Annotated in this window: 10 protein-coding genes; 3 read left to right on the top strand and 7 right to left on the bottom strand. The window is 65.7% G+C overall.

The features are described from left to right. Together HWN72_RS21715 and HWN72_RS21720 are read right to left on the bottom strand one after the other, a co-directional pair. On the bottom strand, positions 1-452 hold a 452-nt coding region (locus tag HWN72_RS21715; RefSeq protein WP_305798393.1), incomplete at its 3' end, for a beta-ketoacyl synthase N-terminal-like domain-containing protein. Next, a complete protein-coding gene (locus HWN72_RS21720) occupies positions 449-2,695 on the bottom strand; it encodes an acyl-CoA dehydrogenase (protein WP_211151324.1) in 2,247 nt (748 codons plus the stop codon). The genes HWN72_RS21715 and HWN72_RS21720, both read right to left, overlap by 4 nt. Positions 2,696-2,917: 222 nt before the next feature. Here HWN72_RS21720 and HWN72_RS21725 point away from each other — a divergent pair, with 222 nt between their 5' ends. Then, entirely contained in the window at positions 2,918-3,085 is a 168-nt protein-coding gene (locus tag HWN72_RS21725; protein WP_036527815.1) for a DUF1328 domain-containing protein, read from the top strand. A gap of 616 nt (positions 3,086-3,701) precedes the next feature. On the opposite strand, the gene HWN72_RS21730 is transcribed toward HWN72_RS21725, so the two are convergent. The 4 genes from HWN72_RS21730 to HWN72_RS21745 form a co-directional block, all read right to left on the bottom strand. After that, the gene (locus HWN72_RS21730; protein ID WP_069709412.1) at positions 3,702-4,868 is read right to left on the bottom strand and encodes an NAD(P)/FAD-dependent oxidoreductase; all 1,167 of its coding nucleotides are present in this window, start codon (positions 4,866-4,868) and stop codon (positions 3,702-3,704) included. Positions 4,869-5,057: 189 nt separating this feature from the next. Then, positions 5,058-6,779, bottom strand: coding sequence for a bifunctional diguanylate cyclase/phosphodiesterase (locus HWN72_RS21735; protein ID WP_248006224.1), 1,722 nt, complete (start codon positions 6,777-6,779; stop codon positions 5,058-5,060). A 216-nt stretch (positions 6,780-6,995) separates the two neighbouring features. Then, a complete protein-coding gene (locus HWN72_RS21740; RefSeq protein ID WP_211151325.1) occupies positions 6,996-8,456 on the bottom strand; it encodes an amidohydrolase in 1,461 nt (486 codons plus the stop codon). 80 nt (positions 8,457-8,536) lie between these two features. Then, positions 8,537-10,870 (bottom strand): TonB-dependent receptor, encoded by a 2,334-nt coding sequence (locus HWN72_RS21745; RefSeq protein WP_211151326.1) that lies wholly within the window; start codon positions 10,868-10,870, stop codon positions 8,537-8,539. Between the two features lie 174 nt (positions 10,871-11,044). Here HWN72_RS21745 and HWN72_RS21750 point away from each other — a divergent pair, with 174 nt between their 5' ends. Then, positions 11,045-11,566 carry an RNA polymerase sigma factor gene (locus HWN72_RS21750; RefSeq protein WP_248006225.1) on the top strand — a complete coding sequence of 174 codons (522 nt, stop codon included), beginning with the start codon at positions 11,045-11,047 and terminating at the stop codon, positions 11,564-11,566. Continuing rightward, a complete protein-coding gene (locus HWN72_RS21755; protein ID WP_211151327.1) occupies positions 11,563-12,603 on the top strand; it encodes a FecR domain-containing protein in 1,041 nt (346 codons plus the stop codon). The genes HWN72_RS21750 and HWN72_RS21755 overlap by 4 nt, the downstream gene beginning before the upstream one ends. A gap of 9 nt (positions 12,604-12,612) precedes the next feature. Here HWN72_RS21755 and HWN72_RS21760 read toward each other — a convergent pair whose 3' ends face one another. Beyond that, positions 12,613-14,907, bottom strand: a complete 2,295-nt coding sequence (locus tag HWN72_RS21760; protein ID WP_248006226.1) for a TonB-dependent receptor — start codon at positions 14,905-14,907, stop codon at positions 12,613-12,615. Positions 14,908-15,284: the final 377 nt, after the last annotated feature.

The raw sequence follows: 15,284 nt of genomic DNA on the forward strand, positions 1-15,284 counted from the left end.
GCCGCCTTAAGCTTGCCGAGGGCGCTGTCCTTGCCGCCCTGCATCGCCGCCAGCCATTCCACCGCATCTTGCCGCAGCACGAGCGGGGCATGACTGAGCGCTTCGGTGCCGCCCGCCAGGATCAGATCGCTGCCGTCGTCGGCTATATAGCGATAGGCGGTATCCATCGCCCGCATCCCCGACCCGCAGTTGATCTGGACGGTGAAGGCGCTCGTCTGCGCGCCGCAGCCAAGGCGCAGGGCCGCGACACGGGCCGGATTGGCCTCGTCGGCGATGACATTGACGCAGCCGAGGATCACCTGATCGATGGCCTCGGGCGCGAACGGCTGGCGCAGCAGTAGTGGGCGGCCGCATTGCACCGCGAGATCAACCGGAGTGAACGGCCCCGGCCCGCCGCGTACCTCGAGGAACGGTGTGCGGGCGCCATCGACGATGTGGACCGCGCGACTCATTCGGCGGCCTCGCGCAACGACTTATCCGTTCTGCGGGTCAGTTCCTCGGGCGCGAAGTCATCGACCGCGATGACTTCGGCGACGGCTCCGTCCGCTTGGCGCAGCTGCTCGCGTTCCTCCTGCGAGATCAGGCCCGCCGCGAGCGCCTGATCGGCGTCGCGGACGCGGGCCTGCTTCATGCGGTCATGGATCGGCTGGGTGGCGACGGTCTTGCGGAAAGCCTCGGTCAGCCGCGCGACTGCATCGTCGTCGCCGCCGATATAGACGTTCTCGACCAGCCGGTCGCGTGCTGGGCACAGTTCCAGCAGGATGGCGGCGGCGCGGCGTATCGTCCGGTCGGTGGGGCCGTTGCGGCGACGACCGTAAGGCATGATGAACAGGCGCAGCATCCAGCCGACCGGGCGGGCCGGGAAATTCTCGATGATCTGCGCGAAGCTCTGCTCGATGCTGGCAAAGCCGCTCTGCATGCACCAGTCGAGCAGTGGCAGGTCGTCATCCTGCCGCCCTTCGTCCTCCCAGCGCTTGAGCGCGCCCGAGAGCATGTAGAGTTCGGACAGCACGTCTCCGAGGCGCGCCGAGAGCAGTTCGCGCCGCTTGAGTTCGCCGCCCAGCGTCAGGAACGCGATGTCCGAGCAGAACGCGAAGGCTGCGGCATAGCGGCTCATCTGGCGATAATGGCGCGTGGCCTTCCCCGCCTTCGGAGCAGGGGCGAAGACGCCGCCGCTCCAGCTGCGCACGAACGCGCGGATCGCGGTCTTGAGCGCGTGGCCGACGTGCTTCCATAGTACCTTGTCGAAATCGGCCAGCGCGCGCCCGCGATTGGCATCGCCCACCGCGCGGATCTCGTCGAGGAGATAGGGGTGCGAGCGGATTGCGCCTTGTCCGAAGACCATCAGGCTGCGCGTCAGGATGTTCGCGCCCTCGACGGTGATGCCGACCGGGATCGCGCGGTACTGTCCGCCCATGTAGTTGCGCGGGCCCTCGATCACCGCCTTGCCGCCGTGGACGTCCATCGCATCGTTAATGACGACGCGCATCCGCTCGGTGGCGTGAAGTTTCAGGATCGAGGAGATCACCGCGGGATGGTTGCCCTGATCCAGCCCCGCGCAAGTCAGCCGCCGCGCGCCGTCGAGCAGGTAGGCATTGCCTGCGATCCGGGCGAGGCGTTCCTGAATGCCCTCGAACTTGCCGATCGGCAGGTTGAACTGCGATCGTACGCGGGCATAGGCGCCGGTTGTATGGGCGGCGAAGGCGCCCGCCGCCGCCGACAGCGAGGGCAGCGAAATGCCGCGCCCGGCGGCCAGAGCGCTCATCAGCATCTTCCAGCCCTGACCGACCCGCTCGGGCCCGCCGATCACGTTGTCGAGCGGGATGAAGACGTCCTTGCCCTCGTTCGGGCCGTTCTGGAAGGTCTGCATCGAGGGGATGTGCCGCCGCCCGATAGTGATGCCGGGCAGGTCGGTGGGCACCAGAGCTACGGTGATGCCGATCTCGTCCTGCCCACCAAGGAGATGCTCGGGATCGCGCAGCTTGAAGGCGAGTCCCAGGATCGTCGCGACCGGTCCCAGCGTGATGTAGCGCTTGCGCCAGTTGAGGCGGATGCCGAGCACCTCTTCGCCCTGCCAATCGCCCAGGCAGACCACGCCTTCGTCGACCATTGCGGCGGCGTCCGATCCTGCTTCGGGGCTGGTGAGGCCGAAGGCAGGAAGCTCGCGCCCATCGGCGAGGCGGGGGAGCCATTGCCGCTGTTGCGCTTCGGTGCCGAACCGCAGGATCAGTTCGCCCGGTCCCAGCGAGTTTGGCACCATAGCCGTCACTGCACCGGAAACCGAGCGAGTGGCGATCTTCCTCACGATCTCGCTATGCGCGAAGTTCGAGAAGCCGAGGCCGCCGTGTTCCTTCGGAATGATGATGCCGAAGAACTTCTCGGACTTGAGGTAGTCCCACGCCTCGGGGGGCAGGTCGTGGGTTTCCCAGGTCATGCGCCAGTCGTCGATCATCCCGCACAAGGTCTCGACCGGGCCGGTGATGAAGGCCTGCTCTTCTGCCGTGAGAGTGGCAGGAGGCACGGCCAGCAGCGCATTCCAGTCAGGGTTGCCGGTGAATAGGGCGGCGTCCCACCACGTGTTCCCGGCATCGATCGCCTCGTTTTCCGTGGCGGACAGCGCGGGGAGTGCGGATTGCACAAGCGCCAGAACCGGGCGTGTCAGGACTTCGCGGCGGGCGGTAGTGACAAACGACATATTCAGGCTCCTTCTCCACAGGAGCCAACGCGCGGAAGGCGCGCATGATCCGACCCATCGCCAACCCTATCTTCGGCACGTCAGGGCCATGTGCCTTACCGGACGCCACCATACGTGTCGGGATTATGCAGGATGTGTCTGGAACATTGACAATGTCAGAAAGTTTGCAAGTTCGAGCACGTCGAAGTGATCGACGCAGCTCTTTCAAACGGGAGATGCCTGATGTTTCGCTGGGCCATCATTTTTGCAGTGGTCGCAGTCATCGCTGCGCTTCTGGGTTTTGGGGGCGTGGCAGGTCTTTCTGCCGGCCTTGCCAAGATTTTCCTGATCGTAGCGGTCGTAATTCTGGTTCTCGGATTCCTGTTCGGACGCGGTACGAGGGTACGCTGAACCTTGCCCCTTTTCCGTTAAACGGGGAGGGGCGCACAACCGGCTTTTGATAACCCCGGTGAAGAAATTAATGGCAAGAAGCGAAAGTCCGCTCTGCCGTGTTTGATATTTCTTTTTCGAGCATCCTGCACAGGCGGAAGTATCCTGGTCGCGCTGTGTAGAGACGGCATCGAAATTGACGCGGCAAGCGCATGCAACTGGCTTGCGTTGGCACTCGGGTCTCGCCAGTCCCGGGGGCAGGCCACCGCGACGGGTAAGCTTCTGCAACGCGCCCGTTCACCGTTCGACAGCGATTTTGCCCCGCTTGGAAGCTGACATTCAAACTATGACGGGACCTGGGACAAAACCGACGTTCGCGAGGCGCGCCGTGAACGGCAGGAGCCCATCCAACATCTGCCGTTCCTGAAGCACTGATGATCGTTCCCCGCAATGCGCGGGACTGGCCGTAAGGCGACTGTCGAGTTTGGAGCCAGGTTGCGGTGATAGATGACATTTACGCGCGAAGTCGTCGGTCAGTAACCCCACTTCAATCAAGTATACAGAAAGAGGTGCTGTGACTGTGCAGGTGAACTGCCTTTGCCGGCACAGTCACAAATTGCTTCAACTCTTACGTGGGTCAAACAGAGCAGACATATTCATGCAGCCACGAGAAGTTCTCGGGCAAGGCATTGAGAACAACCGCGCGCTTGTCGCGCTGAGGCCCTTCAGGCAGATGCAGGCATGCATTCAGATCGCGCGATGACTTCTGGATACGCTCGCCGCGCGCCTTGCGTTCGCCTTCGTAGGCAGCGAGCTTGGCGTCGATCGTGGCGATGCCGTCGTCCTTCATGACATGGGCCAGCGCGATGGCGTCCTCGAACGAGGAGATCGCGCCCTGTCCGTGGTGCGGTAGCATGCCGTGCGCGGCATCGCCGATCAGCACGCAGCGGCCGCGATGCCAACTGTCCATCAGGCTGACTTGGAACAGACCCCAGCGCTCGGACAGGGTGACGTGCTCCAGCAACTGGCCGACCGCCGGATCCCAGTCGTCGAACAAGGCGCGCACGGCTTCGGCGTCGGCGGGAACGCGCCATTCCTCGTGTTCCCACTGCTCGGGACCGTCGACGAAGACGACGATCGTGGTGTGCTTGAAATCCGGCCCGACCGGGAAATTCAGCACGTGCATGCCGTCGCCCATCCAGTCGGTGAACGAGCGCGGTTCGGGCAGCAGGTCGAGTTCCTCGGTCTTCGCAAGGCCGCGAAAGGCGCTGTTGCCGGTGAAGACCGGGCGCGCATCGGGATCGACGAACTTGCGGACCACCGACTTGATGCCATCTGCGCCCACGACGAGGTCGGCGGTGTCGCTGGTGCCGTCGGCCCAGTGCAGCACGGCGCCCTCGGCCGTGTCCTCGATGGTGATCAGCTGCTTGGCGAGGCGGATGTTGTCGGTGCCGAGCACTTCGAGCAGGGATGCCTGCAGGTCGGTGCGCAGGGCGCCGTAGTAGGGATAGCTGTAAGCGTCGCGGTACCAGTTGTCGCGGGCCAGCGACTGCTCGGCGGCGACGCTGCCATCCTCGTTGCGGAAGTAGGCGGCTTCGGTCTCGCAGGACTTCGCCGCCATCAGTTCGGCGATGCCCATTTCCTCGAACAGCCGCGTGCCGTTGGCCCAGAGCGAGATGCCTGCGCCCAGTTCGCCGATCTCGTGCGCCTGTTCGTAAAGCGTCACTTCGTGGTCACTGCCCCGCATGGCGGCTGCGAAGGCCAGTCCGCCCATTCCGGCTCCGACGACGGCAATCCTGGTCATGGTAATACTCCGATTGATAAGGGAAGTTGTGAGACGAGAGAAGTGAGGGTCGGGCGGCCGCGATCCCTCCGGCGCAGGCAAGGCTCCGCCTGTTGCGCCCGCGCGGCGGGTGCAAGGTGATGAAGGCAGGGTGATCGCGGCCGGGGCCGGTCCGGGTGGCCGCGCGGACGCGGCCGGATGTCTAGGGTGTCAGTTCAGTCCGATCGCGGGCACTTCCGCGTCGATGCGGGGGGTAGCGGCGCGGTCACGCATGGCCAGCATGCCGTAGAGTAGGATGCCGAAGTCAAGGAACAGGCGCTGCGGAACGATGCCGTTGCGGCGGCAGGCGTCGAGCAGGAAGCCGCTGAACCCTTCGTGCTGCAGCTGCAGCGGCGACAGGTTGATGCTGAGGAACATTTCGGGCCATTGCGCGAAATCGGCCAGCGCGCGTTCGATGATCCATTCGCCGAGCCGCACCATCAGCCCGCTGCGCTCGGCCGCCGGGATGAAGCTGGAGGGCGGCACGTCGCCGAGTTCGGGATGGCGCCAGCGGACCAGTGCCTCGACCTCGCGCGCGTCGTCGACGACCGAGTGGATCGGCTGATAGACCATGCGCAGTTGCTGGCGTTCGAAGGCATATTCGAGGTCCTTTTCCAGCGCGCGGTCGATCGAACGTTCCTGCGCCATGGCGAGGTCGAAGGCGGTGGCGCAGTTGCGGCCGCTCTTCTTCGAGGCATAGAGCGCCATGTCGGCGTTGCGCAGGATATCGTCCACGTCCTGTGCTTCGTCGCCTGCGGTGACATCGACGACGCCCATCGAGCAGGTCACCGCCACCGCATAGCCGCCAAGGCTGAACGGCGCGCGGACCGCATCGACGATGTCCGAGGCGAGGGCGAAACCCTGCCGTTCTTCAGTCAGCGGCATGGAGACGGCGAACTCGTCGCCGCCGATGCGGGCCACGACGCTCTCGTGGCCGAGGTGCTCCTTCACCCGCTCGCCGATCAGGCGCACGAGTTCGTCACCGGCGGCATGGCCGTAGTCGTCGTTGACGTGCTTGAAGCGATCTATGTCGATGACCATGCAGGCGAAGCGCCGCTCGTCGCCGGTCGCCAGCAGCTTGCCGAAGGTTTCGAGGAAAGCGCGGCGGTTGGGCATCCCGGTGGCGGGGTCGCTGAAGGCGAGGTTCTTCACCGCGCGGGCGTTCTGGCGGAAGGTTTCCAGCGGGTGCGACAGGGCCTGCAGTTCCTTGAGGCGGAACGTGCCGATCTCGATGTCGAGGTCGCCGTCGGCAAGGCGCTGGACGTTGCCGTGCATCCGGCGGATCGCGGGCAGGATGTTGCGCGAGATATCGAACAGCGCGAGCAGCACGACGAGGATCGTCACCAGCCCGGTTGCCAGCACCAGCAGCTGCCAGCGCCCGACCGAGGCGACGAGCTGCTGCTGCGCGCTGCGACGCTGGGCATGGGCTCGATCGACGATGCCGTCGGCGAATTCGCCCATCGCGACATTGCGGGCCTCGATCCGGCGGGCAAGCGAGCGCGTGGCGCCGTGCTTCTGGACTTCGAGGATTTCGGCGACGTGCCGGTCGAGGTCGGCGAAAGGATTGCCCGCTTGCGGCGCGTCGTAGAACACCATGCCGCTGTTGCGGAGGCGGCCGAGCTGGTCGCCGATGCCGATGGCCTGGTCGGTCAGTTCGTCGCTGCTGCCCCCGGTCTCGCTGGCCATCAGGCCCCGGTTGGTGGCCATGCGAAGCTTGGCGACCGCGTCGGCGAACTGGTCGGCGTTCTCGGCGATGGCGGAGGTCTGGATCAGGGCATCGCTCTGTTCGCGCAGGGCGTAGGCTTCTCGCTGGGTCACGACCTGCAGCAGGACCGTAAACACCACGATCAGCGTGAGCGCGCCCACCAGCCGCGTCTCGAGAGACGCGAACATGCGCCCGAACTTCGAATTAACGTTAAACATCTCGCACCCGAATTGTGCCGGGAATTCCCCATTCCCGTGCCATTGAGCGAGAGGTTAACGCGAATTTCCTAAGAAAATCTAATAAGGACAGTTACTTGACTGTCATTAACAGTCATTGAAATGTCATAATGAGAAAAAAGACCCGGTTCCGCGCACTTGGCGGAACCGGGGTCAGGATGGGTCCGGTTAATTCTTTGAAACAGGCGCCTTGCGATAGTCGAGCGAGGGCGCCTTGTCGCCGAGCAGCGAGCGGTAGACGAAGTCCGGCCCGCGCCTTTCGTCCAGTTCCTTCTTCGCGGCGGCCAGCGTGTCCGGGCTCTGGAACAGCTGCACGGCGGTGAGGGCGAGAGTCTTGGCGGCCACTTCCGCGCCCTTGGTGCCGACGCTGTTGCCGCTGGCGGCGACCGCCTGCCAGCTGTGCGGCGGCGTGCCGGGCGCCCAGGTGCCCGCCGACATGCCCGCCGTGGGCGTGGTGTAGCTGACGTCGCCGACGTCGGTGGAGGCGGACATGATCTCGCCGCTGGAATAGGGTGCGACGCCGCCAGCCTGCTTGCGGCCGCCCTTGGGCAGGGTGGCCGCGATCTTGTCGATGAACGCCTGTTCCTGCGCGGTATAGGTGGGCAACGGAACCTGCTTGAGGTTGTCGTACATCACGTGGCCCAGCGTGTCGTTGGGCAGCAGGTCAAAGGTGCCGCCGATCTGGTCGTACTCGACCGTGGTGCCGGTGCCGAGTGCGGCGCCTTCGGCGGCCTTCTTCACGCGCTCCATGATGTCGGCGACCTGCTGCTGGTCGGGGTGACGCACGTAGTAGTAGACCTCGGCGGTGTCGGGCACGACGTTGGGGGCCTTGCCGCCATCGGTGATGACGTAGTGGATGCGCGTTTCCTGCGGCACGTGCTCGCGCATCATGTTGACCATGTTGTCCATCGCCTCGACGCCGTCGAGCGCGGAGCGCCCGCGCTCGGGCGCGGCGGCGGCGTGCGAGGCGAGGCCGTGGAAACGGAACTTGGCGCTGACGTTCGCGAGCGCATGACCCTGCATGGCGCTATAGCCGTCGCCCGCGTGCCAGTGCAGCATGGCGGAAACGTCCTTGGTCAGACCGGAGCGGACGAGGAAGACCTTGCCCGAGCCGCCCTCTTCCGCAGGCGCGCCGTAGACGCGCAGCTCACCCTTGATGCCGTGCGCGACCATCCAGTTCTTGGTGGCGATCGCCGCCGCGACCGAGGCGGCGCCGAACAGGTTGTGACCGCAGGCATGACCGGCGATGCCGTCGATGACGTGGCGCTCAGGCTCGGCCGCCTGGGCGAGGCCGGGAAGGGCGTCGTACTCGGCGAGGATGCCGATGACGGGGCCGTCTCCGTTCTTGAAGCTGGCGACGAAGGCGGTGGGCATGCCCGCGACACCGGCGGTCACCTTGAAGCCTGCCGCCTTGAGGTCCTTCTGGAGAAGCCCCGAGCTTTTGGTCTCCTGGAAGCCGACTTCGGCCCAGGACCAGATCTGCAGCGCATTGCGCGCCATCGCAGGGGCACCGCGATCGACTTCGGCGAGGATCGCGGTGCGGTCGGCATCGGCCAGCGGCTCGGCCATTGCCGGAGTAGAAGCGAGCGCGGAAAGGGAGAGCAGGGCGGTACGAAGACGGGATTTCATCGGGCTACATCCTCATCGAAGGGTCGTATCGAAAGGGGTGCCTGCGCGGATCATGGCGATCCGCGCAGGCGGGCAGGGGATCAGCGCTTGCCGAACGACATGCGCAGCTGGGCACCGAACACGCGCGGCTCGTTGTAGACGAGCGTGGTCGAAGTCACCGACGGGGTGACGACGCCGCCGGCAGCAGCATACGTCACATCGAACAGGTTACGCACGAAGAAGCCGAGGTCGATGCCCCGATCCTCGATGTTGTTGAAGTCCAGCTTGAGGTTGACGGTGTCGTAGGCCTTCTGGATGCCGTTGGTGTCCAGCGGACGCTCGACGTACCAGACCTTGGCGCTGTGGAACCAGTTGGCGTTGAACACCATCTCGGCGAAGTTGCCCAGGTACGTCGCGTAGCGCGCACCGCCGCCGATGGTCCACTTGGGCGTGTAGGAGAACTTGTTGTTCACCGGGTTGTTGCCCAGCAGCGGGATGAAGGCTGCGGGTGCATCGTACTCGTCGTACTTGGCATCGGTGTAGGCGCCGAAGCCCGACAGCGTGAAGCCGCCGATCGGGGTGACCGAGAAGTCGAACTCGGTGCCCTTGATCGTCGCCTTGGCGGCGTTGATGATCAGGCTGCTCGGATCGTTGGCCGAGTTGCCGTCGCCGTCGAAGTCCGCGCCGGGGAAGATCGAGCGCTGGATGTTGTTGTACTTGCTGGTGTAGGCCGCGATGTTGAAGCGGCCCTTCACGCCGCCGATTTCCCAGCTGCTCTTGATACCGGCCTCGTAGTCGGTGACCTTCTCGGGCTGGAACGTCTCGAAGCCGTCGAAGTACGAAGACATGCCGCTCTGGTTGTAGCCCGCCGAGCGGTAGCCGCGCCGGTTGGTGATGTAGAGGAACAGGTCGTCGTTGACCTTGTAGTCGAAACCGACGGTCCAGGTCGGGGCCTTGGAGCTTTCCGAACCGGTCTTGCCGCCCTGCGTGGCGCAGGCGTCAGGCCCGATGCGGTCGGCCGTGTCGAGCGCCGCAACCGAGCAGCCGCTCGACTTGTCCCAGGTGTAACGGAAGCCGCCGTTGAAGCGCAGGCCTTCCGCGAAGCCGCCGAAGGCATAGCCGACCTGCCCGAACAGCGCCTTGCTGGTCGAGGAATTGTAGTTCTCGTTGTAGGTGAAGGTCTTGCCCGGGATCACCGCCGAGTAGGTGACGCTGCCGTTCACGCCGGTCGGGTCGCTCTTGAGGTAGAAGGCGCCGACGATCCAGTCGAGGCGGTCGTTCAGCAGCGAGCCGAGGATCTGGAACTCGTTCGAGACCTGCTCGACGTCGGTGTTGGAAACGCCGTCGTAAAGCGCGAGGTAGGTGCCGTCCATGTCACGGGCGGCCGCGACCTTGCTGCGGCGGTAGCCGAAGATGTTCTTGAAGGTGACCTTGCCGACTTCCAGTTCGGAGGTGTTGGCCACGCCCCAGAAGGTGCGGTTCGAATAGGGGGCGATGCTGGTGCTGACGTCGCGCACGCCCGCAGCCTGCTGCTCGGCCAGCGCGATGTCGATGTCGCAGCCCGCGACGCCGCAGTCGAAGTAGGGACGGTTCGCCGCCGTGCGCGCGGTGCCGCCGCCGCTGACGGCCGGGTTCGGGTAGACGCCGTTGAGCACGGTGCCGGTGCCGTTCTCACGCGCGCGATACCAGTCGAATACGGTGGTGTTCTTCAGGCCGTCGACCGGCTCGATCAGGAGCGAGGCGCGGAAGGCGTCGTTGTGGCGGTCGTCGAGATCGCCGCCGTTGCCGTGGTTCTTGATGTAGCCGTCGCGGCGGGCGATCTGGCCCGCGACGCGCAGGGCCACGCGGTCCGCGACGATCGGCACGTTGACGGCGCCTTCGAAGGTCGTCTCGTTGTACGAGCCGAGCGTGACCTGTCCGTAACCGGCGAAATCATAGTCGGGCGCGACAGGGTAGAGCAGCAGCGCGCCGCCGGTGGTGTTGCGGCCGAAGAGGGTGCCCTGCGGACCCTTCAGCACCTGGATCGAGCCGATGTCGAAGGTCGGCACGATGCTGCCTTCGTTGGGCAGCGGCACGTCGGCGAAGTAGGTCACGACCGAAGGCGCTGCGGCGCCTGCCGTCGCGCGGCGCTGGCCGCGGATCACGATCGAGGGCGTATCGCGCGAAGTCTGCGGCGCGACGTTGAGGCCGGGCGTCGTGTAGGTCAGGTCCTGCGTGGAGACGACGGCCTTCTCGCGCAGCATCTCGGAGTTGAACGCGGTGACCGAGACGGGGACGGTCTGGGCGCTTTCCTCGCGGCGGCGCGCGGTGACGACGATATCGCCGCCGGGCTGGTCGAGGTTTTGAGCGGCAGTGTCGGACTGGGCCTGCGCGGGTGCGGCGATGGCAAGAACGGTGGACGCGAGAAGAAGAGCCGAAAGGCTGCGACAGGTCATTGGTGTGTTACCCCATGGTTGTCCGGCCTGTCCCTGATCGCAGGCCGATATGCGCAAGACGCAAAGGCGCGCGGATCATTCGCTGCCCGTGAAAAAATATATCGGATGACCTTCTGCAGCCTGCGCGGCTATGGATGCCGGGCATTGGACAGAAGGGCTGATCCGATTTTCTCGTTGCGCAGGACACCGCAGGAAAAGCATGTGCAGGGCCGTCAGCAGGTGACCGACCTGTCGGCGCACGTGCCCGCCCTGCGCCGCTACATCGCCAAGCGGGCGAACCCGGTGGACGTCGACGATCTCGTGCAGGACGTGCTTGTCCGCATGCACGTGCGCGGGCAGGCGGACCCGATCGCCAATGTCGAAGGCTACCTCTTCCAGGTCGCAGCGAGTGTCCTGACCGACCGTGTGCGCCGCGACACGGTGCGTCATCGCGGTGCCCATCACGAACTCACCGAAGCGCTGCACCCGGTGGACGACCTCACCCCCGAACGCGTGCTGCGCGGCCGTGAGGACGTCGATCGGCTCGCCAATGCACTGGAGGAAATGCCCGAACTGACGCGCGACGTCTTCGTGCTGCACCGCTTCGAGGAGATGTCCTACGATGCGATCGGACGGCACCTCGGCATCTCGACCAGCGCGGTCGGGCGCAACATCATGAAGGCGATCCGCTTCCTCGCCGCGAGGGATCTGCCATGAGCAAATCCGCCGACAACCTCCCGTTCGACGGCCGGGCGCTGGAAAGGATCGACTCGCCCGAAGCGACCGCCGCTGCCTATTTCAGCATCTTCCGTTCACCCAAGGCGACGCCGCAGGATTACGAGGACTTCGAAAGCTGGCACGCCCGCGACGAAGCGCACCGCATCGCCTGGGCTCGGGTGGAGCGGGCCTGGGACGGCACCGGGGCTATGCGCGCCGACGCCCGCATCCTCGAAATCCGCGAGCGGGCGCTTGCCAATCGCCGCGACCGCCATGCCTGGGCACGCCCGGCGATGGCAGCGGGGCTCGCGCTGGCGGTCTTCGTCGGCGGGCTGACCTTCCAGCACTATCGCGGGGGCGGCGAAGCGCCTGCGGCTGCGCTCGCGCAAGCGGACAGCCACTTGATCTCGACCGGCGTGGGACAACAGAGCACCTTCCGCATGACGGATGGCTCGGCGATTACGGCCAACACCTCAACCGTGCTCGCCGTTTCGGAAAGTGAAACCGGGCGCAGCACGACCATTCGCAGCGGCGAGGCTTTCTTCGAAGTCGCCAAGAACCCGCGCAAGCCTTTCGTCGTCTCGGCCGGGAGCGTCCGGGTGACCGCGCTGGGCACGGCCTTCGCTGTGAGGGACACCGGCGGCCGCGTCACGGTCACGCTTGCAGAAGGCCGCGTGCGCATCGACATGCCGGCAGGGCAGGGCGGTGAGGCCCAGTCCACCGTTCTCCATCCCGGGCAGGAACTCGTGTGGCAGGACGGCGCCTACCGCATGGTCGAGGTCGCCGTGGACCGCCAGCTATCCTGGCGCTCGGGCGTCCTGAGCTTCGATCGCGTGCCGCTGGAGCAGGCCGTGGCCGAGATCAACCGCTACAGTCCGCAGGAGATCATCGTCTCCAGCCCGCAACTTGCGCGTCGTCCCATCAGCGGCACGTTCCGCATCGGCGTAACGCGCGGGTTCCTGCAGAGCCTCGAACTGGCCGGGATCGCCCGCGTCGAGAACGAAAGCGTCACGCGCGCCGAACTCGTCGCGCCTTGACGGCGCGGGTCATTCGAAACTGTAGCGCAGCCGAAGCCCGATCGTGCGCGGCGGTCCGGGAATGATCGTGGCGGCCGTGTAGGCCGGATTGAGCGTCCCGCCGCCGCTCACGTAGAACCGGTCGGTGAGGTTGCGCCCCCATAGCTCCAGATCCACCGGCAGTCCGCCCGGCCGGCGCCAGGTGACCGAAGCGCCAAGCAGCCCATAGGCTGGCTGCTGCGCGAAAGATTCTGTCGGCCGCTCGGTCAACCGAACCCTGCTGACCCAGGCATAGTCAGCGCCGAAAGCGAGAGTTCCGAGACCGGGGGGCAACAGAACTTCGTGCGAGACGAAGACTGATCCGCCGAACGTCGGCGTATATGTGAAGCGATTGTGCAGCGGGTCCGTGCCCAAAAGCGAGGTCAGGGCGGTGGGGGCATCGATCCGGGTATAACGAGCGTCGGTCCACGAGGCACTGAGGGTCAGCCGGGTACGGGCTCCCAGGTTCGCCGAAAACTCACCGTCTGACCCCGCGACCCGGGCTTTCGCGCTATTGATGTAGAGGGTGATGGGGTCGGTCGTCAGTTCGCCGTCCCCATCGAAATCGACATCGGGAAACAGGGCGCGCTGCACGTCGTCGTAGAACCCGACATAGGCCGCCACCGCGTAGGAGCCGCTGATCCCCCCCAAACTCCAGCGCCCCTTGGCCCCGATCTCGAAGTCGGTCAGCGTTTCGGGACGGAAAGTCTGGAAAGGCGCCAGTAACCCGCCGAGCGCCGGCGTGTTGTAGCCGCCCGAACGAAACGCGCGGCGGCTGGTGGCGTAGAGGCTGCTGTCTCCCAGCCTACGGGTCAGCGCCAGCGTCCAGGTCAGTCGCCGCGATCGTGCCCGCGCCCTGGTTCCACCCTCGTCGAGGCATTGGGGTTCTGACAACGGCTTGGCCGCGACGGACCGCAGCGCGCAGCCGCCGATCCATTCGCCGGTATACCGCAATCCGAGGTCGGCAGTCAGGGCGGGGGTGAGCGAAGCGGTGACCTGGCCGAAGATCGCAGCGCTGCGGAAAGTCTGGTAGCTCGCGATGTGTGACGGCGGATTGTCAGGCCGCACCAGTCGCGACAGGGTCTGTACCACCGGACCGTCCGGCGCACTGTCCAGATAGAACAGTCCGCCGATATAGCGCAGGCTGCCGCTCTTTCCCTGCACCTGCAGTTCCTCGCTCCACTGGCGCAGCCGGGCATCGGTGACGGAATCGTTGATCGGCAGCGGCGTTCCGTCTCCATCGAGCGTGTAGTGCAGGTCGGTCGTCCTGAGGCCGGCGATGTTGCGGATCAGCAGGTCGCCCTCGCCATATTCCGTGATGTTGCCGATGCCGCGAAACCGCCGCCGAAAGGATGGCGCCAAGCCGGATTGGGAGGTGCGGCGGCCCAGCGTCTGCTGGGTCTCGAAATAGCCGTCGATGTCGCAGGCGCCCGTTCCGCAATCGAAGTAGGGAGCGTTCTGCGCGTCGCGCACGCTTCCTCCCGCGTAGACACCCGCGAGGATCAGCGCGGCGCCCTTTTCCTCGGCATCGAGCATGTCGAAGCTGGTGGTGGAGCGCAGCGGTCCGTCCGGATCGAAACGCAGCACTGCCCGTATCGCATCGGTATGCACATCGTCCGCACGTCCGCCGCCGAGCAGGCGCGTATAGCCCTCGCGCCGTACCTGCTGGCCCGATACGCGAAGCGAGAAGGGGCCGGACGCGGGCAATTCGACCGCCGCTTCGAGGCGGTGCAATCCGTAGTTGCCGATTTCGCCTTCGACGTAGGAGGCGATGCCTTCGCCCGGTTGTACCGAGCGCAGCAGTACCGCGCCGCTGGTGGCATTCCGCCCGAATAGCGTCCCTTGGGCGCCGCGCAGCACTTCGACCGAAGCGATGTCGAACAGCGGCGAAAGTGCTGCCTGATTGGGCAGGGGCACTTCGTCCTGATAGACGACGAGCGGCAACCGGTTCTCGTCGCTGATCGATCGCCGCTGACCGCGCATCACCAGAAGCGGCGTGGCGCTGCTGGTCTGGCCGGTGGCGACGAAACCCGGAGTCATGCGCGCGACGTCCGCCAGCGTGCGAACGGCCGCGTGCTCCAGCGCCGTATTGTCGAGATGGGTCACGACCAGCGGCACGTCGCGCTCCAGTTCGGGGCGGCGCCGTGCGGAAACGAGAATTTCGGGAGGTTCGGGGACCGGGGCTGGAGGCCGGGGTTGCAGCACTTTGCGGACCGGCGGCGTCTTTGCGATCAGATATACGCCGGGGGCTACGGTACGAACGGACAGACCCATGCCGCGGGTCATTCGCGTCAACGCTTCGGCCGGAGTCATATGGCCGTGTACGGCATGCGTGCGCTGCGCCTCGCTACCGGGCGCGTTGACCAGGATCTGAACTCCGGCCTGCTGCCCCAGCGATGCTATGGCGCGGGACAGCGGAAGCGCAGGGACGTTCAGTTCCCCGTCCCGGGCGAAGGCTCCGGTCGCCGACCAAATGAGGACTGCGAACGCACAGACGGCATTCGCTATGCTAGCACGCAACCCGAAGTTTTCCCGGCAATTGAGCCATAATTCCCTGTGGCGGCGTGGCTATCGGCATCAGCGACACGCTTCAAGCAAAAGCTGGAAGGGGTTTGGCGCTGGGCTTGTCGGCTCGCAGTCTGCCTTGGTGCGGTTGCCCCCCC

Origin of the sequence: Novosphingobium sp. HR1a (genome assembly GCF_015594425.1) — a bacterium.
Lineage (GTDB): Bacteria > Pseudomonadota > Alphaproteobacteria > Sphingomonadales > Sphingomonadaceae > Novosphingobium > Novosphingobium resinovorum_A.

Excerpts from the sequence above, each read along its gene's own strand:
- HWN72_RS21735 (WP_248006224.1), bottom strand. The coding sequence starts at position 6,779 with ATGTTCGCGTCTCTCGAGACGCGGCTGGTGGGCGCGCTCACGCTGATC.
- HWN72_RS21720 (WP_211151324.1), bottom strand. The coding sequence starts at position 2,695 with ATGTCGTTTGTCACTACCGCCCGCCGCGAAGTCCTGACACGCCCGGTT.
- HWN72_RS21755 (WP_211151327.1), top strand. The coding sequence starts at position 11,563 with ATGAGCAAATCCGCCGACAACCTCCCGTTCGACGGCCGGGCGCTGGAA.
- HWN72_RS21745 (WP_211151326.1), bottom strand. The coding sequence starts at position 10,870 with ATGACCTGTCGCAGCCTTTCGGCTCTTCTTCTCGCGTCCACCGTTCTT.
- HWN72_RS21730 (WP_069709412.1), bottom strand. The coding sequence starts at position 4,868 with ATGACCAGGATTGCCGTCGTCGGAGCCGGAATGGGCGGACTGGCCTTC.
- HWN72_RS21725 (WP_036527815.1), top strand. The coding sequence starts at position 2,918 with ATGTTTCGCTGGGCCATCATTTTTGCAGTGGTCGCAGTCATCGCTGCG.
- HWN72_RS21740 (WP_211151325.1), bottom strand. The coding sequence starts at position 8,456 with ATGAAATCCCGTCTTCGTACCGCCCTGCTCTCCCTTTCCGCGCTCGCT.
- HWN72_RS21760 (WP_248006226.1), bottom strand. The coding sequence starts at position 14,907 with ATGACCCGCGGCATGGGTCTGTCCGTTCGTACCGTAGCCCCCGGCGTA.